Origin of the sequence: Geothrix mesophila, from assembly GCF_022808835.1 — a bacterium.
Classification (GTDB): domain Bacteria; phylum Acidobacteriota; class Holophagae; order Holophagales; family Holophagaceae; genus Geothrix; species Geothrix paludis.
This window is the reverse complement of the sequence record NZ_JAKZLD010000001.1, coordinates 510,455-532,609: the sequence shown is the minus strand read 5'-3', so window position 1 is coordinate 532,609 and position 22,155 is coordinate 510,455. Positions and strand designations below refer to the sequence as shown.

Annotated in this window: 22 protein-coding genes; 10 read left to right on the top strand and 12 right to left on the bottom strand. The window is 66.5% G+C overall.

Annotated elements, in window-relative coordinates:
- Positions 1–15: 15 nt before the first annotated feature.
- The 4 genes from MLG87_RS02465 to sucC form a co-directional block, all read right to left on the bottom strand.
- A complete protein-coding gene (locus tag MLG87_RS02465) occupies positions 16–432 on the bottom strand; it encodes an acyl-CoA thioesterase (RefSeq protein WP_243286234.1) in 417 nt (138 codons plus the stop codon).
- A 27-nt stretch (positions 433–459) separates the two neighbouring features.
- Complete coding sequence (locus MLG87_RS02460) at positions 460–1,116, bottom strand: PepSY-associated TM helix domain-containing protein (RefSeq protein ID WP_243293638.1); 657 nt, start codon at positions 1,114–1,116, stop codon at positions 460–462.
- An 81-nt stretch (positions 1,117–1,197) separates the two neighbouring features.
- Complete coding sequence (sucD, locus tag MLG87_RS02455) at positions 1,198–2,070, bottom strand: succinate--CoA ligase subunit alpha (RefSeq protein WP_243286236.1); 873 nt, start codon at positions 2,068–2,070, stop codon at positions 1,198–1,200.
- A 43-nt stretch (positions 2,071–2,113) separates the two neighbouring features.
- Positions 2,114–3,271 (bottom strand): ADP-forming succinate--CoA ligase subunit beta, encoded by a 1,158-nt coding sequence (sucC, locus tag MLG87_RS02450; RefSeq protein ID WP_243293637.1) that lies wholly within the window; start codon positions 3,269–3,271, stop codon positions 2,114–2,116.
- Positions 3,272–3,371: 100 nt separating this feature from the next.
- Between sucC and MLG87_RS02445 the strand changes: the two genes are divergently transcribed.
- Both MLG87_RS02445 and MLG87_RS02440 read left to right on the top strand, forming a co-directional pair.
- Entirely contained in the window at positions 3,372–4,853 is a 1,482-nt protein-coding gene (locus MLG87_RS02445) for a type IV pilus twitching motility protein PilT (RefSeq protein WP_243293636.1), read from the top strand.
- 195 nt (positions 4,854–5,048) lie between these two features.
- Complete coding sequence (locus MLG87_RS02440) at positions 5,049–6,404, top strand: TPR end-of-group domain-containing protein (RefSeq protein ID WP_243293635.1); 1,356 nt, start codon at positions 5,049–5,051, stop codon at positions 6,402–6,404.
- 10 nt (positions 6,405–6,414) lie between these two features.
- On the opposite strand, the gene MLG87_RS02435 is transcribed toward MLG87_RS02440, so the two are convergent.
- From MLG87_RS02435 to udk, 5 genes are all read right to left on the bottom strand, one after another.
- Positions 6,415–7,410 carry a polyprenyl synthetase family protein gene (locus tag MLG87_RS02435; protein WP_243293634.1) on the bottom strand — a complete coding sequence of 332 codons (996 nt, stop codon included), beginning with the start codon at positions 7,408–7,410 and terminating at the stop codon, positions 6,415–6,417.
- Positions 7,411–7,420: 10 nt separating this feature from the next.
- Positions 7,421–7,918 carry a YajQ family cyclic di-GMP-binding protein gene (locus tag MLG87_RS02430; protein ID WP_243293633.1) on the bottom strand — a complete coding sequence of 166 codons (498 nt, stop codon included), beginning with the start codon at positions 7,916–7,918 and terminating at the stop codon, positions 7,421–7,423.
- 133 nt (positions 7,919–8,051) lie between these two features.
- Positions 8,052–8,681, bottom strand: a complete 630-nt coding sequence (locus MLG87_RS02425) for an NUDIX hydrolase (protein ID WP_243293632.1) — start codon at positions 8,679–8,681, stop codon at positions 8,052–8,054.
- Positions 8,681–8,998 carry a rhodanese-like domain-containing protein gene (locus MLG87_RS02420; protein ID WP_243293631.1) on the bottom strand — a complete coding sequence of 106 codons (318 nt, stop codon included), beginning with the start codon at positions 8,996–8,998 and terminating at the stop codon, positions 8,681–8,683. Before MLG87_RS02420 ends, MLG87_RS02425 begins: the two co-directional genes overlap by 1 nt.
- Complete coding sequence (gene udk, locus MLG87_RS02415; RefSeq protein ID WP_243293630.1) at positions 8,991–9,644, bottom strand: uridine kinase; 654 nt, start codon at positions 9,642–9,644, stop codon at positions 8,991–8,993. Before udk ends, MLG87_RS02420 begins: the two co-directional genes overlap by 8 nt.
- A 55-nt stretch (positions 9,645–9,699) precedes the next feature.
- Here udk and MLG87_RS02410 point away from each other — a divergent pair, with 55 nt between their 5' ends.
- Positions 9,700–10,323, top strand: a complete 624-nt coding sequence (locus MLG87_RS02410; protein WP_243293629.1) for a type II secretion system protein GspG — start codon at positions 9,700–9,702, stop codon at positions 10,321–10,323.
- A 97-nt stretch (positions 10,324–10,420) separates the two neighbouring features.
- Here the strand turns inward: MLG87_RS02410 and tdh are convergent, their stop codons facing one another.
- Positions 10,421–11,452, bottom strand: coding sequence for an L-threonine 3-dehydrogenase (gene tdh, locus MLG87_RS02405; RefSeq protein ID WP_243293628.1), 1,032 nt, complete (start codon positions 11,450–11,452; stop codon positions 10,421–10,423).
- Positions 11,453–11,725: 273 nt separating this feature from the next.
- Between tdh and asnB the strand changes: the two genes are divergently transcribed.
- Genes asnB through MLG87_RS02390 form a run of 3 tightly spaced genes read left to right on the top strand, consistent with a single transcriptional unit; the run spans position 11,726 to position 14,132 of the window.
- The gene (gene asnB, locus MLG87_RS02400; RefSeq protein WP_243293627.1) at positions 11,726–13,465 is read left to right on the top strand and encodes an asparagine synthase B; all 1,740 of its coding nucleotides are present in this window, start codon (positions 11,726–11,728) and stop codon (positions 13,463–13,465) included.
- On the top strand, positions 13,465–13,836 hold the full coding sequence (locus MLG87_RS02395; protein ID WP_243293626.1) for a PilZ domain-containing protein: 372 nt from the start codon (positions 13,465–13,467) through the stop codon (positions 13,834–13,836). The genes asnB and MLG87_RS02395 overlap by 1 nt, the downstream gene beginning before the upstream one ends.
- Before the next feature lie 50 nt (positions 13,837–13,886).
- Positions 13,887–14,132: a hypothetical protein gene (locus tag MLG87_RS02390; protein ID WP_243293625.1), complete on the top strand. Its 246-nt coding sequence runs from the start codon at positions 13,887–13,889 to the stop codon at positions 14,130–14,132.
- Position 14,133: 1 nt separating this feature from the next.
- Here MLG87_RS02390 and MLG87_RS02385 read toward each other — a convergent pair whose 3' ends face one another.
- Entirely contained in the window at positions 14,134–15,327 is a 1,194-nt protein-coding gene (locus tag MLG87_RS02385; protein WP_243293624.1) for a glycine C-acetyltransferase, read from the bottom strand.
- A 100-nt stretch (positions 15,328–15,427) separates the two neighbouring features.
- On the opposite strand from MLG87_RS02385, the gene MLG87_RS02380 reads away from it, so the two are divergent.
- Positions 15,428–15,973 carry a DEAD/DEAH box helicase family protein gene (locus tag MLG87_RS02380; RefSeq protein ID WP_243293623.1) on the top strand — a complete coding sequence of 182 codons (546 nt, stop codon included), beginning with the start codon at positions 15,428–15,430 and terminating at the stop codon, positions 15,971–15,973.
- Positions 15,974–16,042: 69 nt separating this feature from the next.
- Entirely contained in the window at positions 16,043–17,383 is a 1,341-nt protein-coding gene (locus tag MLG87_RS02375; protein ID WP_243293622.1) for an MFS transporter, read from the top strand.
- Between the two features lie 93 nt (positions 17,384–17,476).
- On the opposite strand, the gene MLG87_RS02370 is transcribed toward MLG87_RS02375, so the two are convergent.
- Positions 17,477–18,469: a hypothetical protein gene (locus MLG87_RS02370; protein WP_243293621.1), complete on the bottom strand. Its 993-nt coding sequence runs from the start codon at positions 18,467–18,469 to the stop codon at positions 17,477–17,479.
- A gap of 68 nt (positions 18,470–18,537) precedes the next feature.
- On the opposite strand from MLG87_RS02370, the gene dnaG reads away from it, so the two are divergent.
- Positions 18,538–20,277, top strand: a complete 1,740-nt coding sequence (gene dnaG, locus MLG87_RS02365; protein WP_279341043.1) for a DNA primase — start codon at positions 18,538–18,540, stop codon at positions 20,275–20,277.
- A gap of 147 nt (positions 20,278–20,424) precedes the next feature.
- Positions 20,425–22,146 (top strand): RNA polymerase sigma factor RpoD, encoded by a 1,722-nt coding sequence (rpoD, locus tag MLG87_RS16260; RefSeq protein ID WP_341848567.1) that lies wholly within the window; start codon positions 20,425–20,427, stop codon positions 22,144–22,146.
- Positions 22,147–22,155 lie beyond the last annotated feature (9 nt).

Here is a 22,155-nt window from a genome sequence, read left to right as displayed (position 1 = left end):
ACCAGGATACGCCCTTCAGGCCTGGCCGCTCCGGGCCCGGTGGGCCTCCGCGGCGGCCTGGACCGCCTCGGGTTTCCACAGGATGGGCTCGGGATGCTGCCCTTCGTCCACGGCCACCATGACGAATTCGCCGCTGGTGACGGCCCGCCGGGCATCAGACACGGGCTGGTAGACCTGCACCTCGATCTGGAGCGTCATGCTGGTGCGCCCCTGCCGGGCGACCGCCACGTAGAACTCGATGATCTCCCCGGCTCGCACGGGGCTGTGGAAGACCAGCTCGGAGACCTTGAGGGTGAGGAACCGGCGGTTCCGGGACATGAGCGAGGCGGTGATCCCCGCCACCTTGTCCATGCGGGACATCATGTCGCCGCCGAACAGCGTGGCGTTGAGGCCGATGTCCTGGTCCAGGACCATCTCTCTGGATATCAGCATGAGCCCTCCGCCCCCAGCATAGCGGCGCTACCAGGCTCTGGAGGCGACGAGGATGGCCGTGGCCAGACCACCCAGGGCCAGGAAGGCGGACAGGAGGCGCGGACCCGCCAGCCGGGTCCAGAGCAGCGTCCCGCTCAGGGCAAGGAAGACCAGGGCTCCCGCGAAGCAGTCCGTGAGCAGGATCCAGCCGGTCTGCCCGGCCTCGGCCTTGTGCAGGCGCTGGAGGGTCTCGACGACGTTCGCATCGCTCCGCTCCACCTCCACCGTCCGGTTGCCCGGCAGGTAGATGGCGCGGGAGAAATGGGCGTGGCCTCCCACTTGAATCAGCCACTGGGCGGAGGCTTTCACATCCTGGCCGCCGAACCGCGCGGGTCTGGGAGGCAGCACCCGCGACCGGATGCGGCTCATGGGAACCCCGAACCGGGTGGCCAGGATGCCCGCCAGATCCTCGATCGTCGCCGGCGGCTGGTCCAGCTCCAGCTGCACCTTGTGGGCCTCCACCTGCCCCGCCTCGATCTTCATGACGGCGCGGTGATTCTGGAGGAACCCCGTCAATCCAAAGAGCAGGCCGAAGGCCGCTCCGCTCAGGCCCACCCAGGCATGGAAGCGCCGGAGGTTGCGCAGGAACCCGCCCCGGCGGGATTCGGATCGGGAACCAGAATTTGCCGTCATGACAGTCATCATGCGGCCTCCGCCCCTGCCCCGTGAAGGCGCAAAACGAAGGCGGCCCCGAGGGGCCGCCTTGTTCCGGTCAGGATCGAAGGGCTACTTCAGCCGCTCAGCCAGGGCCTTGCCCATGTCGGCGGGGCTCTGCACCACGGTGATGCCCGCGGCGGTCAGGGCCTTCATCTTCTCGGCGGCGGTGCCCTTGCCCCCGGAGATGATGGCGCCGGCGTGGCCCATGCGGCGCCCCGGAGGGGCCGTCTGGCCGGCGATGAAGGCCACCACGGGCTTTTTCATATTGGCCTTCACCCAGGCGGCGGCGTCTTCTTCGGCGCTGCCGCCGATCTCGCCGATCATGATGACGGCGTGGGTGTCGGGGTCGTTGTTGAACATCTCCAGCGCGTCGATGTGGCTGGTGCCGCTGACCGGGTCGCCGCCGATGCCGATGCAGGTGCTCTGGCCGATGCCCAGGGCGGTGAGCTGGCCCACGGCCTCATAGGTGAGGGTGCCGGAGCGGCTGACGACGCCCACGTTGCCCTGCTTGTGGATGCGGCCGGGCATGATGCCGATCTTGGCCAGGCCGGGGCTGATGATCCCGGGGCAGTTGGGGCCGATGAGGCGGCTCTTGGGGTAGTTGGGGAGCACCCGCTTGACCTTGACCATGTCGAGGACGGGGATGCCCTCGGTGATGCAGACGACCAGCTCGATGCCCGCGTCGAGGGCTTCGAGGATGGCGTCCGCCGCGGCCACGGGGGGCACGAAGATCATGGTGGCGTTGGCGCCGGTCTTGGCCACGGCGTCCTTGACGGTGTTGAAGACGGGGAAGCCCTCGATCTCCGTGCCGCCCTTGCCGGGGGTCACGCCGCCGACCACGTTCGTGCCGTAGTCGCGGCAGCCCTTGGCATGGAAGAGGCCTTCGCGGCCCGTGATGCCCTGGACGATGAGTTTGGTGTGGTTGCCCACGAGAACAGCCATGTCATACCTCTCGAAAATGTGATTCCGGGTTCCGTGGATGGACCTACTTGATGGAGGCGACCACCTTCTCGGCGGCATCCTTCAGGTCGGCTCCGACGATGAGGTTCAGGCCGCTTTCCGCCAGGATCTTCTTGCCTTCCTCGACGTTGGTGCCCTCGAGGCGCACAACCACCGGCACCTTGATGCCGATCTCCTTCGCGGCGTTCACGATGCCGGAGGCCACGATGTCGCAGCGCATGATGCCGCCGAAGATGTTCACCAGCACGGCCTTCACGGACTTGTCCTGGAGGATGATGCGGAAGGCGTTCTTCACCGCGTCCTCGGTGGCGCTGCCGCCCACATCCAGGAAGTTGGCCGGGGAGCTGCCGCAGTACTTGATGATGTCCATGGTGGCCATGGCCAGGCCCGCGCCGTTCACCATGCAGCCGATGCTGCCGTCCAGCTTGATGAAGTTCAGGTTGTACTTGCTGGCTTCGACTTCCTCTTCGGCCTCTTCGTTGAGGTCGCGGTAAGCCAGCACGTCCGGATGCCGGACGAGGCCGTTGTCATCGAAGCCGATCTTGGCGTCGAGCGCGGTCACATCGCCCTGCTTGGTGACGACCAGCGGGTTGATCTCCACCATGGAGCAGTCCTTCTCCACGAAGAGCCGGTAGAGGTTCTGGAGGAAGACCACGCCCTTCTTGAAGGCGTCACCCTCGAGACCGAGGGCGAAGGCCACCTGGCGGGCCTGGAAGCCGCTGAGGCCCAGGGCCGGGTCGATGGCGACCTTGACGATCTTCTCGGGGGTCTTCTCGGCGACCTCCTCGATCTCCACGCCGCCTTCGGTGGAGGCCAGGATGGTGACCCGGCTGGTGACGCGGTCCACGAGGAAGCTCAGGTAGAGCTCGCGCTCGATGTCGATGGGCTTGGAGATGAACACCGTGCGGACCTTGCGGCCCTCGGCGCCGGTCTGCTTGGTGACGAGCTGCATGCCGATCATGGCCTTGAACAGCTCCGCAGCCTTGTCGGGATCCGTCGCGAACTTCACGCCACCGCCCTTGCCACGGCCGCCGGCGTGGATCTGCGCCTTGACGACGCTGGCTCCGCCGAACTCCTTGGTGATCATGCGGGCCTCTTCGGCGTCCTGGGCGACCTTCCCGTCGGGCGTGGCCACCTTGTACTGCCGCAGCAGCTCTTTGGCTTGGTATTCGTGGATATTCATGCTCACTCCCGAAAAGGTCGCCTTCCAGTCTACCGCCCGGGCCGGCGCCGCCGAACCCTGAAGGCTGTGACTCGTGGCATCCTTTAAGCAGGAGCTGTCCATGCCCCAGATCGACCGGCTGCTGTCCCACGTCATCGCTCGCGGAGGCCGCCGCCTCCACTTGGTGGCTGACCAGAAACCCCGCCTCGAGCTCAAGACCGGCGAGGCCATGGACCTCCTGCCCAACCCCCTCCCCGCGCTGATGGTGGAGGTGTTGGCCGGTGAAGTGGTCCCTGGAGACCTCAAAGCCTCCTGGCAGATGGAAGGAAAGGCCCAGTTCCAGCACGAACTGGACGGCCAGACCTTCGGAATCCGGCTGGATCGGGAAGGTGGGATCCCCGTCCTCATCGCGGAATGGCAGGGGCCGGTGCCTCCCCATCCGGCCGCTCCCCCACCCGCTCCGGCGGTCTCGCCCCTGCGGTCCGAGCGGAGTCAGGGCCATCCTCTGGCGGAGCGTCTGTTCTCGGCGCTTCTCTCGAAGCAGGGCTCCGACCTCCACTGCACGTCCATGGAACCCCCCCTGGTCCGTGTCCATGGGGACATGAAGGAAATGGAGGGTTTCGATCGTCTGGAACCCGCCACCCTGCTGGAGATGATGGAGGCCCTGGCCACCCCGGCGGCCTGGCATCACTTCCAGGAACACCACGACGCCGACTTCGCGTACGCCTACGAGGCGGGCGGCTGCCGCCTGCGTGTGAACTACTTCATGGATCGCGTCGGCCCCGGCCTGGTCTGCCGCGTGATTCCGAACCAGCTCCCCGACCCCGACAAGCTGGGCCTCCCCGATCCCATCCGGCGCCTCTGCGACCTCTCCAAGGGCCTGGTGCTGGTGACCGGTCCCACGGGCAGCGGCAAGTCCACCACCCTGGCGGCCATCATCGACCTGGCCAACCAGAAGCGCCACGATCACATCCTCACCATCGAGGACCCCATCGAGTTCGTGCATCCCCGCAAGGGCTGCCTGGTGAACCAGCGCGAGGTGGGGACCCATACGGACGGGTTCAAGAACGGCCTCCGCGCCGCCCTGCGCGAGGACCCCGACATCATCCTCGTGGGCGAGATGCGCGACCTGGAAACCATCGCCATCGCCCTGGAGACCGCCATCACGGGCCACCTGGTCTTCGGCACCCTGCACACCAGCAGCGCCATCGGCACCATCGACCGCATCGTGGACCAGTTCCCCGCCGACCGGCAGCAGCAGATCCGCGTGATGCTGGCGGACGCGCTCAAGTGCGTGGTGAGCCAAACCCTGCTCAAGAAGATCGGCGGCGGCCGCATCGCCGCCCTGGAGACCCTCTTCATCAGCCCCGCCATCGCCAACCTCATCCGCGAAGGCAAGAACTTCCAGATCCCCAGCGCCATGCAGACGGGCCGGAGCTACGGCCAGAGGCTCATGAACGATGCTCTGGTCGAGTTCATCAAGGACAAGAAGGTGGAGCCCATGGAGGCCTACCTCAAATGCCCCGACAAGGAGAGCTTCATCGCGGCCTGCAAGCGGGCCGGGATCCCGTTCGATCTGCGGCTGGGAGAAGTCGAGAGCTAGAGCCCTCCCCTTGCGCAACTGAACCCGCATCCCATGCTGGATACCACCTGCGGGTGAGGGCGCGTGTGTCCATCCACCCCGGCCTCCGGTTTTCGATCCCGCCGATGGAGACACGCCAGAAGTCTCCTTTATTCATATTGATGTACCCAGCAAGCCTGGGCCCGCACGCCATGACATCTGTCCTGGAGGTGGAACATGACCCTGCACCTGGGCAAGTCCCCCCGGTCATATGGATCGGCCGCCGCGAAGGGATCCCTGCTCCATCCGAAAGCGCGAAGAGGGTTGGCGGTGGTCGCGGTCCTGCCCTTCCTGAATCCGCGACCTGACGGCGTCGACGACCACCTCGGCGAAGGCACCGCCGATGAGGTGCTTCAGGGCCTCAACCGGATCGAGGGCCTCCAGGTCCTGTCCAGGACGACCTCCTTCCGGTATGGAGACTCACCCTTCTCGCCCGCGGAGGTCGGCCGGCGGCTGCACGCCACCGCCATCCTGGCCGGCTCGCTCATGCAGGAAGGGACCCTCCTGACCCTGAATACGACCCTGGTGGATGTGAAATCGGGCAAGGTGGCCTGGGCCAAGCCCTATGTCTTCAGCCGCCAGGAGCTCTTCGTCACCCTCGACGATGTCATCCGGTGCGTGGCCTCGGCCCTGCATGTGCCCGCCCCTGGGCATGCCAGGCACGCGGTGGGACTGGACGCCTATGACTACTACCTGAGGGGCCGCCAGTACTATTTCCGCTTCAGCCGTCAGGGCATGGGTTTCGCTGCCCAGATGTTCCGGCATTCCCTGGACCTGGACCCGGCCTTCCCCTCCGCCTGGGCTGGCCTGGCCAACTGCGCGGCCTACAGCTACATCTACCTGGATCGCGCCGAGACGCAGAGGGAGCTGGCAGAGTCATGCAGCCGGAAGGCCCTGGAGCTGGACCCCGGCCTGGCTGAGGCCCACGCATCCCGGGGGGTGGCACTCTCCGCGGCCGGGCTTGCCGACGAGGCGGAGGAAGCCTTCGAGACCGCCCTCCGGCTGGACCCCAACCTCTACGAGGCTGCCTATTTCTACGCGCGCCACTGTTTCGCCACCGGCAAGCCGGAGCGGGCCATCGAGTTCTTCGAGTGGGCGGCGGCCCTCCGCCCGGAGGACTTCCAGGCGATTCTGCTCGTGGCGCAGGTCTACCACAGCCTGGGCCTGGAGGATGAGGCCGAACGCGCCCGCAGGGCTGGCCTCTCCCTGGTGGAGGAGCGCCTGGAGCGGGTGCCCGACGATGTGCGGGCCCGCTACCTGGGGGCCAACGCCCTGGTGGCGCTGGGGGATCGGGAGAAAGGCCTGGCCTGGGCCCGGATGGCCCGGAGCCTGGACCCCGACGATCCCATGCTCCTCTACAACCTGGGCTGCATCCACGCCCTGGCTCACGCCCCGGAGGAAAGTCTGGACTGCCTCGAACGCGCGGTGGCCGGGGGGCTGACCCAGAAGGGCTGGTTCCTCCACGACGGCGACCTGGATTCCGTGCGGTCGCACCCGCGGTTCCAGGACCTGATGGTCCGCCTCGGAGATTGAGCGGGAATCCTCACATGCTCCGCGACAGCAGGGCCTCGGGGATCTCCCGCAGCAGGCCCCCGGTGGCGTCGTCCCCCTTCACGGCCGACACCTGGACGACGGCGTTCCGGGAGGCCTTGAGCGCCAGCTCCCTCGTTTCGGAGAGCGCGTCATGCCGCGTGATGAGATCCCGGAGCCGGGCCTCTTCGTCGGGCGGGATGGGCACTTCCTCGCCCCGATCCCAGATGGTCCGGACCAGGGACCGGGCCTCGTCGGGGGCCTTCTCCAGCAGGGTGAGCATGGGCAGCGTGAGCTTGCCCTCGCGCAGGTCGCTGAAGGCCGGCTTGCCCAGCTGCTCGCTGGTGGCGGTGTAATCCAGGAGGTCGTCCACCAGCTGGAAGGCCCGACCCACTTCCAGGCCGTATTGGCGCATGGCGACGCATTCCTCCGGGCTCCGGCCCGTGAGGACGGCGCCCGTCTCCGTGCAGCCGCTGAACAGCAAGGCAGTCTTCCGCTCCTGGATGTCGAAGTAGTCCTTGCGGCTGGTATCGAGCTTGAAGAGCACATCGTTCTGGATCAGCTCACCCTCGATCATGCGGGTGGTGACCTCCGCGAAGATCTCCATCATCCGCCAGCTGCGGCCCGCGATGGCCTCGCTCATGGCCACCAGGTAGAGCAGGTCGCCGAAGAGCACCGTCAGCGTGTTCCCCCAGAGGCGGTTGAGGGTGGGCATGCCCCGCCGGAGCTGGGCGTGGTCGATGACGTCGTCATGCACCAGGGTGGCTGTGTGGATCAGCTCGAAGACGGCGCCGAAGCGCACGTCCTCGTCGTTGGGTACGCCGCAGAACCGGGATGACAGCATCACCAGGGCTGGCCGCAGGCGCTTCCCCTGCCCGCCCCGGACGTGGTCGGCCAGCTTCTGGACCACCTCCACGTCGCTCTGTAGGATGCGCTGGAGCTCCGCCTCCACACCCGCCAGCTTGGGGGCGATGGGGAGGAAGTAGCGGGAGAGGTCGAGTCGGCTCAACGAAGAACTCCTAGCCCCGGTAGTTGGTGAACTGCAGGTCCAGTCCCTGGTCGTCCTTCTTGAAGAGGGCGATGACTTCCTGCAGGTCGTCCCGGCTCTTCCCGCTCACCCGGAGCTGGTCGCCCTGGATGCTGGCCTGGACCTTGATCTTCGAGTCCTTCAGCGCCTTGATGAGCCCCTTGGCCTTCTCCACGGGAATGCCCTGCTGGATGGTGACCTCTTGGCGGACGCTGCCTTTCGCGGCGGGCTCGATCTTGCCGTAGGTCATGCTGCGGATGCTCACACCCCGCTTGTGAAGCTTGGTCTGGAGCACGTCGATGACGGCCTTGAGCTTCACCTCGTCATCGCTGCTGAGCACCAGCACCTTGTCATCCTTCAGCTCGATCTTCGACACCGAGCCCTTGAAGTCGTAGCGCTGGCCGATCTCCTTCATGGCCTGGGACACCGCGTTCTTCACCTCGTCCAGGTCCACCTTGCACACCACATCAAAAGAGCATTCGCTGGCCATGGGCACACCTCATAGGGATACACCTTTCAGACTAGCGCCTCGGCCGAACCCAGGAAAAGGCGGAGACCCGATTAACAGGATGAAAAACCGGATTAACAGGATGAGTGAGGCGCTGTACTTCGTTTGAACCCTGTTAATCCTGTCCGTGCTTTTCAGCCGAGGCCTCCAGCGCCCCGAGCAGCGCAGGCCAGCCTTCCCAGAGGGTCAGGAGCTGGAAGGCCGCCAATACCAAGGCGTGGTGGATCTCCCCATGGGCCATGCGGGCGCGCCACTCCGGCCAGGCGCAGGCCCAGACCTGCAGCTCCTCGGCGGGATCCAGCGCCAGGGCTCCCTCCGGGTCGCAGTCCAGAGCCAGGAAGGTGTGGCAGCGATTGTTCTGGGTGGCCGGGTTCGGAGTGCACGAGCCCAGGGATACCCAGTGGTCCGATCGGAATCCCGTCTCTTCCCGCAGCTCCCGCCGGGCCGCCGACTCCGGGGCCTCCCCCGCATCGCAGCCCCCGCCCGGGATCTCCAGCGTCGGGGCATCTATGCCGTGCCGGAACTGCTCCACCACCAGCAGGTCGCCCTCCCGCGTGAAAGCCACCACGTTCACCCAGTCCGGGCCCTGCAGGCGGTAGAACGCGTGCTGCCGCCCCGTGTGGGGACTGCGCCGCTGGGCCACGATCTGCCGGAAGAGCCGGGAATCCTGACGCACGCTCTCCGACTCCTGGGTCCAGGCCGCGTTGGGATCGAACCCCTCCGGGTGACGGTGCAGCAGCCGCATCAGTACCTCGGGACGGAAGGATCCATGAGGCTGTAGGCGTCGATGCCTCCCGCCAGGTGCGCGATGTCCGTGAAGCCCGCTCCATGCAGGAACCGGAGCGCGTGGAGGCTGCGGGCGCCGTGGTGGCAGTAGGCGGCCACGGGTCGGGACGGATCCAGCTCGCCCACGCGGTCCGCCAGTTCGCCAAGCGGGATGAGGGTGGCGCCCCGAAGGTGGGCCAGGTCGTATTCCCACCGCTCGCGCACGTCCAGGCGCTGCACGGCCTCGGGAAGGTCGCGGTAGGTCTCGGGGGAAAGGTGGATGCCGTGCTCAAACACGATGATGGTCTCCCTGGTCCAGCACGCGGCTGAAGATGTGGTGGGTGATGACGTCCAGCGCCGTGCGGTTCTCCACCCCCGTCGGGACGATGAGGTCCGCCCAGCGCTTGCTCGGTTCCACGAACTCCAGGTGCATGGGGCGCACGCTCTGTTCGTACTGGTCCATGACGCTCTCGAGGCTGCGGCCCCGCTCCTTCGTGTCCCGCCGGATGCGGCGGAGGATGCGGATGTCGGCGTCCGTGTCCACGAACACCTTCATGTCGAGCTGGTCGCGCAGTTCCGGCAGGGCGAAGAGCAGCAGGCCTTCCAGGATGACCACCTGCCCCGGCGGAAGCGGATCACCCCAGCCGGTCCGGTCGGAGATGGTGAAGTCATAGGTCGGCTTGCGGATGCTCTCCCCTCGGCGCAAGGCGGCCAGGTGCGCGGCCATGAGCTCCAGGTCGAAGGCATGGGGGTGGTCCCAGTTCACGGGCAGGCCGTCGAAGCGGGATTTCACCAGTTCCAGCGGAGCGTAGTAGGCGTCCATATCCAGCAGGAGGGTAACTACCGACCGGCGCTTCAACCGCTTCACCAGCTCCGCGGCCACGGACGTCTTCCCGCTGCCCGAGCCTCCCACGATGCCCACCAGCATCGGCCTGTCGATCATGTGCCCCCCATATCCTTCCATCCTACCGTCCCGCGCCTCTGCTAAGGTTCATGCCATGAACCGCGCGCGTTTCGTCCCTGCCCTGGCCCTTCTCGCCCTGCTTGCCGGATGCAGCTCCGAGGACCCCAGACTCCCCGGGAACCTCTACGAAGAAGCCCGGAAGCTGAATCTGGAAGGCCGGAGCCTCGAAGCCCGGGCCATGATGAAGCAGCTGGTGGATCGCTACCCGGATTCGGACGCCGCCCACCAGGCCACCAAGGACCTCTTCCTCATCGAGGCCTTCGTGAGCCGCGACCTGGCCGACCGCCAGAAGCAGGTCCGCGCCGCCCTCAAGCGCATCACAGATGCCCTGATCCGCTACAAGGCCAAGACCGGCGAGTATCCCGAGACCCTGCAGGGCCTCGTGCCTGAATACCTCGACCAGGTTCCCGAGGCCCCCTGGGGCCATCCGTTCCTCTACCGGCCCTATGTCGCCCGGCCCATCGAGGACGTCCAGGTGAAGCGGGGTCCTGCGCGGCAGAAGTTCAACACCAAGCTGGACGGCTACTACCTGGCCTGCCTCGGCACCGACGGCCTGCCTGGCGGCGAGGGGCTTGCGGGCGACATCCTCATCAAGGACGGCGCCCCCTGGACCGACGGCCCCTACCCGCCCATCCCCCAGCCTCAGCCGGTGCGCTGAGGTTCCAACCAAACGTCTTTGCTTGCTGCGCACTGAGTGCGCAGCAAGCAAAATGCGGCCGAATGGCCGCATTTTGCAGGTGCCTCGGGACGAAGAGCTACTTCACACCCCAATCCAGGATCACCTTGCCGCTCTGCCCGCTCCGCATGGCGTCGAAGCCCTTCTGGAAGTCATCAATGCTGAAGCGGTGGGTGATGACGGGGGTGATGTCCAGGCCGCTTTGCACCATGGCGGCCATCTTGTACCAGGTCTCGAACATTTCGCGGCCGTAGATCCCCTTCAGAATCAGCCCCTTGAAGATCACCTGACTCCAGTCGATCGCGCAGTCGCCGGGGAGGATGCCCAGGAGGGCCACCCGGCCGCCGTGATGCATGGCTTCCAGCAGGGACTCGAAGGCATTGCGATTGCCGCTCATCTCCAGGCCCACATCGAAGCCCTCAGTCATGCCCAGTTCCTTCATGACCGTCGGCAGGCCCTTCTTCATAGGGTTCACGGCCACAGTGGCGCCCATCTTCCGGGCCAGGTCGAGGCGGTACTCGTTCACGTCGGTGATGACCACGTGCCGGGCGCCCACGTGTTTCGCGATGGCCACGGCCATGATGCCGATGGGTCCCGCGCCGGTGATCAGCACATCCTCGCCCACCATGTCGAAGCTGAGGGCCGTGTGCGCGGCGTTGCCGTAGGGATCGAAGATGGAGGCCACCTCGTCCGGCACGTTGTCCGGCACCTTGAACACGTTGAAGGCCGGGATGGAGAGGTACTCAGCGAAAGATCCCGTGCGGTTCACGCCCACGCCCACCGTGTTCCGGCAGAGGTGACGCTTGCCGGCCCGGCAGTTCCGGCAGTGCCCGCAGGTAATGTGCCCTTCGCCGCTCACGCGGTCGCCGGGCTTGTAGCCCTCGACCTCCGCGCCCACCTTCTCGATGACGCCGTAGTACTCGTGGCCCACCACCATGGGCACGGGAATGGTCTTCTGGGCCCAATCGTCCCAGTTGTAGATGTGCACGTCGGTGCCGCAGATGGCGCTCTTGTGGACCCTGATGAGCACATCGTTCGGGCCCATCTCCGGCATGGGCACCTCGCCCATCCAGATGCCTTCCTCCCGCTTGGTCTTCAACAGGGCTTTCATGGCGCCTCCAACCGCACCATTATCATCATCAACGGCAAGGCCGGCCACCTCCGCATCCGTGCTTGACGGTTCGTGAAACCTCCCGATATGGTTCTTTCAGGCGGCCCATGACCTTCCCCTCTCTGCGGACCAACCGCAACTTCAATAATCCGCTCCCTCGCGCGAATCGCGCGTGGGCCGGAGAGGGTCTCACCTAGACACCTGAATTCCCGGACCACCCCCGATTCGCGACAGCGGATCGGGGGTTTTTCTTTATCCCCCCTCGGAGCTCCCATGTGCGGCATCCTCACCATCCTCGACATCGATCCCTCGCGCTCGAACGCGGCGGAGCTCCGGCGCCAGGCCCTGGCCATGGCCCGGAAGATCCGCCATCGGGGCCCGGACTGGAGCGGCATCTACAGCGATGACCGGGCCATCCTGGTCCACGAGCGCCTCTCCATCGTGGACGTGGAGCACGGCGCCCAGCCCCTCATCGACACCCTCCAGGGCACCGTCCTGGCTGTCAACGGCGAGATCTACAACCACAAGGAGCTGAGGCGGGGCCTGCGGGAGACCCACGACTTCCAGACCCTCTCGGACTGCGAGGTGATCCTCTACCTGTACGACGAGCTGTCGCCCAGGGACTTCCTCAACCGCATGAACGGGATCTTCGCGTTCGTGCTCTACGACTCCAAGCGGGAGACCTACCTCATCGCCCGGGATCCCATCGGGGTCATCCCCCTCTACCTGGGCTGGGACCGGGAGGAGCGACTCTACGTGGCCTCGGAGATGAAGGCCCTCGTGAGCCACTGCGAGCGGATCCGCGAGGTTCCCCCGGGCCACTACTACCTGGCCCATGAGGCGGACAAGGGCTTCCAGCGCTACTACGAGCCGGACTGGGCCCAGCCCGGCTATGTTCCCCAGGAGCCCTACGAGCCGGCGAAACTCCGCGGAGCCCTGGAGGCCGCGGTGCGGCGGCAGCTCATGTGCGACGTGCCCTACGGCGTCCTGATCTCCGGGGGCGTGGATTCCTCATTGGTGGCGGCCATCGCCGCCCAGTACCGGGACGGCCGCGTGGAAGAGGGGGGCACCACGCCCGCCTGGTGGCCCCGGATCCACAGCTTCGCCGTGGGCCTGAAGGGCGCGCCGGACCTGGCTCCCGCCCGCCTGGTGGCGGATCACATCGGCGCCATCCACCACGAGATCCACTTCACGGTCCAGGAAGGGCTGGATGCCCTCTCGGACGTCATCCACCACCTGGAGACCTTCGATATCACCACGATCCGAGCCTCGACGCCCATGTACCTCATGATGCGGAAGATCCGGGCCATGGGCATCAAGATGGTGCTCTCCGGAGAAGGCGCCGACGAGATCTTCGGCGGCTACCTCTACTTCCACAAGGCGCCGGACGGTCCGGAGCTCCATGCGGAGACCGTCCGCAAGCTCCAGAAGCTGCACCTCTACGACTGCGCCCGGGCGAACAAGTCCAGCGCGGCCTGGGGCGTGGAAGCTCGCGTGCCCTTCCTCGACCGGGAGTTCCTGGACGTGGCGATGCGCCTGGACCCAGCTGTGAAGCTGCCCCGGAACGCGCCCCGACCCAGGCCCATCGAGAAGTACCCGCTGCGCCAGGCCTTCGACGGCCTCATCCCGGACGAGGTGCTCTGGCGGCAGAAGGAGCAGTTCTCGGATGGCGTGGGCTACGGGTGGATCGACAGCCTCAAGGCCACGGCCGAGCGCGAGATCAGCAACGCCATGATGCGCGGCGCCGCGGAGCGCTTCCCGGTCAAGACCCCGGAGACCAAGGAAGCCTACTTCTACCGCCAGATCTTCGAGCACCACTTCCCCAGCGCCACGGCCGTGAACTGCGTGCCCTTCGAGCGCAGCGTGGCCTGCAGCACGGAAACCGCCCTGCGGTGGGACGCTTCCTTCGCCAACCAGGCCGACCCCTCCGGGCGAGCCGTGACCGATGTCCACCTTCAGGGCCATGGCTCCGCGCTATCATCACCGGGCCAGCCGAACCCGGAAGCCCATTGATGAGCGCGACTCCCGACCAGCGACAATACCCCCGCGTTCCCATCGCCTACCGCGTGAAGGTGGTGACCCCCGAACGCATCATCGCGTTCCCGTCGGCCATCAACATCAGCATGGGCGGCATCCTGATCGGTGGTCCGGATCGGCTGCCCGTGGGCACGGCCTGCGGCGTGGCCATCCTGCTCGAAGAGGCGGAGGCTGGCAGGCGGGTGGTGACCCGGGGAACCGTGGTCCGCTCCGATCCCAATGGGATGGCCATCCAGTTCTCGCGGGAGCTCGAGCCGAATGGCGTCGACGCGCTGAGGGCCCTGATCCGGTCCGTCTCCCCTGAGGCGGACCAGGCTTTCGAGGCCCGGAACCATATCGACGGATAGCCGTTTCTTCACGAGCCACCGCCTATCCGAACCGATCGCCCGGAGCCCCCATGTCGACACCCGAAGCCGCGCTGGCGCGCCTGCTGGAGTACATCAAGCCAGGGTCCGACGCCAGGGGAACCGGGGGTGAGACCTGGGAGCCCCCCGTTTTCGAACACTACGAGGACATCCGAGAGTGGCTGAAAGAGTCCGTCCTGAGCGCCACGATGTACGAACGCTACCCAGACGGCCGCTGGACCATCCAGCTCCTGCTGAAGGAGCAGGGGCCGGGGATCTACCGGTACATCGTGCTGTAGGTCAGGCGATCACCTTCAGTTCGCGCCCCACCTTGGTGAAGGCCGCGATGGCGTGGTCCAGATCGGCCTTCGTATGAGCCGCGCTCATCTGGGTGCGGATGCGGGCCTGGCCCTTGGGCACCACGGGGAAGAAGAAGCCGATGACGTAGACGCCCTCGTCCAGCAGGCGCTTGGCGAACTCCTGGGCCAGGGGCGCGTCGTAGAGCATAACCGGCACGATGGGGTGCTCGCCCGGAAGCAGCTTGAATCCGGCCTTCTCCATGCCGGCGCGGAAGTAGCGGGCGTTCTCGTGGACCTGCTTGATGAGGCCCTGGCTGTTCTTGAGCAGGTCCAGCACCTTCAGGGTGGCGGCCACGATGGCGGGAGCCACGGAGTTGGAGAACAGGTAGGGACGGGCCTTCTGCCGCAGCCAGTCGATGGCCACCTGCTTGCCGGCGATGTAGCCGCCGGAAGCGCCGCCCAGGGCCTTGCCGAAGGTGCCGGTCATGAAGTCCACGCGGCCCATAACACCGCAGTGCTCGTGGGTGCCGCGTCCATTGGCGCCCATGAAGCCCACGGCATGGCTGTCGTCGACCATGACCATGGCGCCGTATTTTTCCGCCAGATCGCAGATCTCCGCGAGCTTGGCGATGTAGCCGTCCATGCTGAAGACCCCATCCGTCACCACCAGCTTGAAGCGCGCCCCGGCGGCGTCCGCAGCCTTGAGCTGGACCTCCAGGTCGGCCATGTCGGAGTTGGCGTAGCGGAAGCGCTGGGCCTTGCAGAGGCGGATGCCGTCGATGATGGATGCGTGGTTCAGCGCGTCGCTGATGATGGCGTCCTCCTCGCCCAGCAGCCCCTCGAAGATGGCGCCGTTGGCGTCGAAGCAGCTGGAATAGAGCTGGGTGTCCTCGAAGCCGAGGAAGGCAGCCAGCTTCTGCTCCAGCTCCCGGTGGATGTCCTGGGTGCCGCAGATGAAGCGCACCGAGGCCATGCCGAAGCCGTGGCCGTCCATCACGGCCTTCCCGGCCGCGATCACTTCGGGATGGTTCGCCAGGCCGAGGTAGTTGTTGGCGCAGAGGCAGACCACATCCTTGCCGTTCGCCTTCATTTGGGGCTGCTGGGGCGAGGTGATGACGCGCTCGGTCTTGTAGAGCCCGGCCTCCTTCAGCTGCTCGATCTCACGGGTCAGATGGGCCAGGTAGGCAGGGTTCACGGCGGTCTCCTCAGCATTCAGAGCCCCATAGGATACTGCGAGGTTGCGTGACGGGCGCCCGGTTGTGTCACCATCCTTGCGAACTGGAAAGGATCCCTCCATGCGCCCTGCCCTGCTCCTGCCCGTCCTCCTCCTGACGCTGGCCTGCAGCTCCAGGCTGGAGCGGGCGAAGGCCGAAGACCTGATCCGCAAGGGCTACCCCGTGGTGGTGCCCGTCACCGTGCCCGAGAAGGCTTCCGCCGAGAAGGGCAGCCCCGAGCACCTGCGCCTGGTGACCTTGAAGGAGACCCTGGACAAGAGCGGCTGGTTCGACAGTTCCGTCCAGGCCGAGGGCGGACGGGAGACCTTCACCTTCCGCCTGAAACCGTCCGCTCCGAAGGACATCAAGGCTGCGCCCAAGGGCTTTTCCATGCCCGCGGCCGAGGCGGTCTTCGTGCGCGCGGTCCGCATGGAGCCCACTCGAGAGGGCGCCCGGGTGACCTACGAGATTCGCCTGGACAAGCCCACCGCCCAGTTCCCGATCTTCCAGTCCCTGCACCCGGACGCCCCGATCGGCCAGACGAAGCAGCGCCACGCCACCTTCGAACGGCGCCGGGGTGGCTGGGAGCTGACGGGAACCGACGAGGCCTTCCGAAAGGCAGAGTGATCCCCGTTACATCCTCGTGGCTTGGGTCCTGGGGAGCCCTCCACTACCCTTGAAGGCATCGAGGTTCCCTTGGATCACAGTCCCGCCTTCCGCTTCCGCCGGTTCCTGAACTGGTTCCCCCTGGGACTGACCTACGCGGCCATGTACATGGGCCGCTACAACTTCAACATCGTGAAGAACGACATCGGCGCCTGGTACCACCTGGACAAGGCGCAGATGGGCCTCATCGCCTCGGCCGGTTTCTGGACCTATGGCCTGGCCGTGGCCTTCAACGGGCCGCTGGCCGACCGCATCGGCGGACGCAAGGCCATCCTGGTCGGCGCCATCGGCGCGGCCCTCCTAAACCTGATGATCGGGTTCATGTTCCTGAACAACCATGTCACGCAGATCCTGCTGAGTATGAGCCTGCTCTGGAGCCTGAACATGTACTTCCAGAGCTTCGGCGCCCTCTCCGTGGTCAAGGTGAACAGCACCTGGTTCCACGTGAGCGAGCGCGGGGTCTTCGGCGGCATCTTCGGCATCATGATCAGCTCGGGCTACTTCCTGGCGACGACCATCGGCGCCTGGCTGCTGGCCAGCTTCCGCAGCTGGACGGTCATCTGGTTCGTGCCCGCCGCTGCGATGGCCTTCATGTTCTGCGTGGACTGGTTCCTCGTCAGGAACCGCCCCAGCCATGCCGGCCACGCGGACTTCGACACCGGCGACGGCTCCAATGCGGCCTCCGCCGACGAGACACCTCTGCCCCTCGGGGACCTCATGCGGAAGGTCTTCCACAACCCCATCGTCGTCTCCCTCATCTTCGCGGAGTTCTGCACGGGCTTCGTGCGCCAGGGCGTGATGCTCTACTTCACGGAATACCTGCAGGAGGTCTACCACCTCGGGAAAAAGGACCACCTCTTCTGGTGGACGGGCATCGCCTTCATGGGTGGCGGCATCCTGGGCGGCCTGCTGTGCGGCTGGATGAGCGACAAGCTGTTCCAGTCGCGCCGCCCGCCGGTGGCCTTCCTCTTCTACCTGGTGCAGGTGGTGATGCTGGGGCTTCTGGGCATGGCCCTGGGTCAGGGCACCTGGGGCGGCCAGGTCTGGGCGGTGCTGCTGCTGGGCCTCACGGCCATGTTCATCTTCGGCGTCCACGGCATGCTCAGCGGCACGGCCAGCATGGACTTCGGCGGGCGCAAGGCCGCCGCCTCGGTGGCCGGCGCCCTGGACGGCATCCAGTACATCGGCTCGGGCCTCACGGGCTTCGGCCTCGGCTGGATCCTCAAGACCTACGGCTGGGACGGCGTCGCCGCCGCCGGCCACCAGCCCGGCCACGCCTGGGTGTGGGTCGGCTCCATCATCCCCTTCAGTCTCATCGGCGCCTTCATCATGACCCGCATCTGGAATGCCAAAGCAGGCGCGGCGCACTGATCAAGAATCACCACGAAGACCACGAACCAGAACATAAAGTTCCGGTCTTTCTTCGTGGTCTTCCCGTCTTCGTTGTGAATGTCATTCCTTTAATCAGTCCTGCTTCGCCAGCTGGTCGAACGCCGCCTTCAAACCGCTGTGGATAGCCTGCACCTCGGCGGGCTTCCAGAGCTTCTGATCCTCGCGGATGAAGGTGGTCAGGTCGTTCCGGTTGTCGAAGCGGGCCACGGGCAGGTGGTAGACCTTGGTCTCGTAGCGGTCCCCGGCGGGGACGATGCGCTCCACGCGGATGGTGCCGGGCCGGTCGCTCTGCTCCATGAGCCAGGCCATGTCGTCCGTGCCGTACTGCCCCAGCATGACCTCCATGGGGACGCTGTGGTGGAGGATGCTGCCCTGACCGTTCGGCCGGCCGCGCTCGATATTCTTGCGGCGGCTCTCGGCAGGATCCACCCAGACGTAGAGCACGGCGGCCTTCTCGAGGATGGCGGGATCCAGGGTCTGGAAGGCGGTCTCGTAGCCGTGGGGCGGACACAGGGGGAAGGCAGAACCATGGGCCCCGCCCCGGGCGGCCTCGATCACCAGGGTGCGGCCAGCCTTGTCCTGGGCGTTCTGACGGTTGAGGGCGTCCAGCTCCGCGCGACACTCAGCCTCCAGGGCCTCGGCCATGCGGACCCGGATGCGGTGGGGGAGATCGCCCAGGTACTCGGGCAGGCCCACCTTGGTGTGGGCGGCGTCCAGACGGTCGAAGAGCTGCTGGGCCGCACTGGCCGCTTCGATCTGGCGGCTGGCCATGAGGTTCGCGTGGTCCTCGTTCAGCAGCTCGATGAGGACGGCCCAGGTCCAGTTGTCCCGGAAGGGGCGGTTGGGCCCGTGGTAGTAGGCGTAGCCCAGGCCATTCGCCTTCAGTTCGTCGTCGATCCGGTGCATCAGGTGGACGTAAGGGTAGTCGTCCAGTTGCAGGGTGGGGCCCATGTGGAAGTCGTTCTGGCACTGGTCCGGCGTCAGGCTGGCCAAGTAGCGGCGCACCTCCGACTTGCCTGAGGCTGGCAGGCTGAAGAGGAGGATCGTGTCGAGGAGCTGGCTCATGGGATTCACCGTACGAATCCTCAAGCATGCCACGCCATTTTCCGCCGTGCTCGTGATATGCCTGGTACATGCGTGACCGCGAGATCGTCGAGCGCGTCCGGGACGCGACGGACCTGCTGGCCCTGGTGGGCCAGGCGGTGAAGCTGCGCAAGCAGGGCTCGGCTTTCGTGGGCCTCTGCCCCTTCCACGCCGAGCGCAGCCCCAGCTTCCAGGTGGTGCCGAACCGCGGCTTCTACCACTGCTTCGGCTGCGGCAAGCACGGCGACGCCTTCGCCTGGCTCATGGAGCGCGAGGGCATGACCTTCCCCGAGGCCCTGGAGCAGCTGGCCCGGGCGGCCGGCATCGACCTGCCCCAGCGCCGGGAGCGCCCGGCCGCCGAGGTGGACCTGGAAACCCGGCTTCGAGCCGCCCTGGAAGCCGCCCAAGCCTTCTACGAGCGGCAGCTGGAGCACCACGAGGCGGCCCGGGTCTACCTGCGCCAGCGGGGCTACGAAGGCCCCTTCGTGGCGGAGGCCGGCTTCGGGATGGCGCCGGACGGCTGGGACCCCCTGGTGACCCACTTGCGCGGCCTGAACTTCTCCGGCGAGCTGCTGGAGCAGGCGGGCCTGGCCAGCCGCAGTGAGCGCGGCACCCAGATCGACTTCCTCCGCAACCGACTGACCATCCCCATCCACGATGCGCGGGGCCGGCTGGTGGCCTTCGGCGGGCGGATCATGGGGGAGGGCCAGCCCAAGTACCTCAACACCCGAGACACGGCCCTCTTCCACAAGGGCGAGACCCTCTTCGGCTTCCATCGGGCCAAGGGCGCCATGAAGGAAGGGGCCCTGGTGGTGGAGGGCTACTTCGACGTGCTGCAGCTCCACCAGCACGGCATCCACCAGGCCGTGGCGCCTCTGGGCACGGCCCTCACCGAAGAGCACCTCAAGGCCCTGGGCCGCTTCACCCGGCGGGTCATCCTCTGCTTCGATGGCGACGCCGCCGGCCGCCGGGCCATGGAGAAGAGCCTCCGCTTGGCCCTGCCCCTGGGCTTCGAGGTGCGCCTGCTCGAGCTGCCTCAGGGCGAGGACCCCGACACCTGGTGCCTCAAGCTGGGTGGCGAGGCTTTCCAGGACCTGCTGCGGACCGTGCCGGACTGGACGGCCTTCATGATCGACCGGGCCATGGAGGGCAAGGACCTGCGCCGCATCTCTGATCGCATGGGGGCCTTCAAGGACCTGCTGGACTTCCTGCCCTACCTGCCCCGCACCACCGAAAGCCGCGACCTCTTCGCCAGCCTGGCCCATCAGCTCCAGGTCCCCCTCCAGGAGCTGGACCGGGCGGTGCGTGGCCGGCAGGCTTCGGCGGGAGAAACGGAGCAGGCCCCCGCTGGCGCCGCCCCCCTGCCCGTGATGGATGACCTGATCCGCAGCCTGCTGCTCCTCAGCACCGCCGGCCACTGGCGCCGGGTGCAGGAGCTGCCACTCGCCTGGTGGGAAGGGCTGGACGGGGCTCCCCTGCTCCAGGCCCTGCTGGATGTCGATGGGGATCCGGCCCGCCTTCCCGAGGGGGCGTTGGCGGCGGTCCGACACCTGGAAGCCCAGGCCAGCCGGCAGGACGAGGCCGGTCGAGACGCCGATGCGCTCTTCACCAGGCTGGAGACCCGGTATGTCGACCGGGAGCTCCAGGCCAACAACCGCCTGCTGCAGGATCCACGCACCCTCGTGGATGCCGCCCTCACCAACCGGATCATGACCCGCCAGAACGAGCTGCTGGCCCGCCAGAAGGACCTCTCACGCCGCCGGCGGGGGCCGGCGGGGGGACAGGCCTGAAGATCCGGGCCTTGCCTGAACGTACAGATCTCCTATACTGAAAAGTTCCGGACTCGGCCCGGTACATTGGCCGTGTTCTGTTTTCCCCTCGGCCCCGGGTTCCCCCGCCCCACTGGCCCGATGCATGCAGCGCTCTTTGAGGTCCGAATGGTTCCGACGCCGCCACGCGATGCCTACTACGCCCTGACCAAAGCCCTGATCTCCATCGGAAGGAAAAACGGATTCCTGCTGGTCGACCAGCTCAATGACTTCCTCCCCGATACCGCTTCCAGCCCCGCCGACCTGGAACAGGTCATGGGTCTGTTCGCCCGTTTGGGCGTCGGCATCGGCGCCACGGAGGAGGAGGCCCAGGCCGCCCGCGAGGCCATCGAGCCCGAGTTCGTCATGGTCGAGGGCGGCAAGGGCGACAAGGACCTCGAGATCGAGATCGACAGCCCCGACAGCGACAAGTTCAACGATCCGGTCCGCATGTACCTCAAGGAGATGGGCACGGTGCCCCTCCTCAAGCGCGAGGACGAGGTCGAGATCGCCAAGCGCATCGAAGTGGGCGTCCGCAGCGTCATGCGCGCCCTCTCCCGCAGCCGCCTGGCCGCCAGCCTGCTGATCGACATCGGCAAGATGCTGAAGGAGAACCCCGGCAAGATCCGCGAGGTGGTGGGCCTTTCCGACGAGGTGGATGACGACGAGGATGCCGAGAGCACCTCCGCCACCCAGCACGTGCACCACCAGTTCGAGAAGCTGCTGGTCTACGACCAGGCCCTCCAGGACCTGCTGGAAGTGAAGCTCCAGGTGGACGCCGGGACCAAGACCCTGCCCAAGAAGCGCAAGCTCGACCGCGAGATCCTCCAGGCCCGCGGTCTCCTGTCCCGCCAGATCCGCAAGCTGGGACTCAACAGCCTGGCCGTCACGCGGCTCATCGACAAGATCACCCACCAGCACAGCCAGGTGATGGCCGGCGAGCGGAAATGCCGCGAGCTGCGGGACCGCCTCAAGAACCCTGCCTTCGCCAAGCTCAAGGACCGCTACAAGGACGAGCTGGCCCACATCGAGAAGACGCTGGAGGACTTCTTCGCCAAGTACGAGACCACCAGCGACAATTTCCACAAGGACTTCAACGGGCTCAAGGCCGCCGAGAGCATCAGCCGCGCCGCCAAGGCTGAGCTCATCGAGGCCAACCTGCGCCTCGTGGTCAGCATCGCCAAGCGGTACACCAACCGCGGCCTGCAGTTCCTGGACCTCATCCAGGAAGGCAACATCGGCCTCATGAAGGCCGTGGACAAGTTCGAGTACAGTCGCGGCTTCAAGTTCTCGACCTACGCCACCTGGTGGATCCGGCAGGCCATCACCCGCGCCATCGCGGACCAGGCCCGCACCATCCGCATCCCGGTCCACATGATCGAGACCATCAACAAGCTGATCCGCACCCAGCGCGAGCTGGTGCAGAAGCTGGGCCGCGAACCCTCCAGCGAGGAGATCGCCCACGCCATGGACATGCCCGTGGGCAAGGTCCGCAAGGTGATGAAGATCGCGCAGGAGCCCATCTCCCTCGAGACCCCCATCGGCGAGGAGGAAGACTCCCATCTGGGCGACTTCATCGAGGACAAGACCGTGGTCTCCCCCGTGGAGCAGGTCGTGCAGCAGCGCCTCAAGGAGACCGTCCGCAACGTGCTCAACACCCTCAGCGAGCGCGAGGAGCGCGTGCTGCGCATGCGCTTCGGCGTGGGCGACGACGGCTCGGAGCACACGCTGGAGGAAGTCGGCAGCGAGTTCGCCGTGACCCGCGAGCGCATCCGGCAGATCGAATCCAAGGCCCTGCGGAAAATTCGCCATCCGCGCTATTCCAAGACGCTCAAGGCGTTCCTGGGATAAGCCACTCCC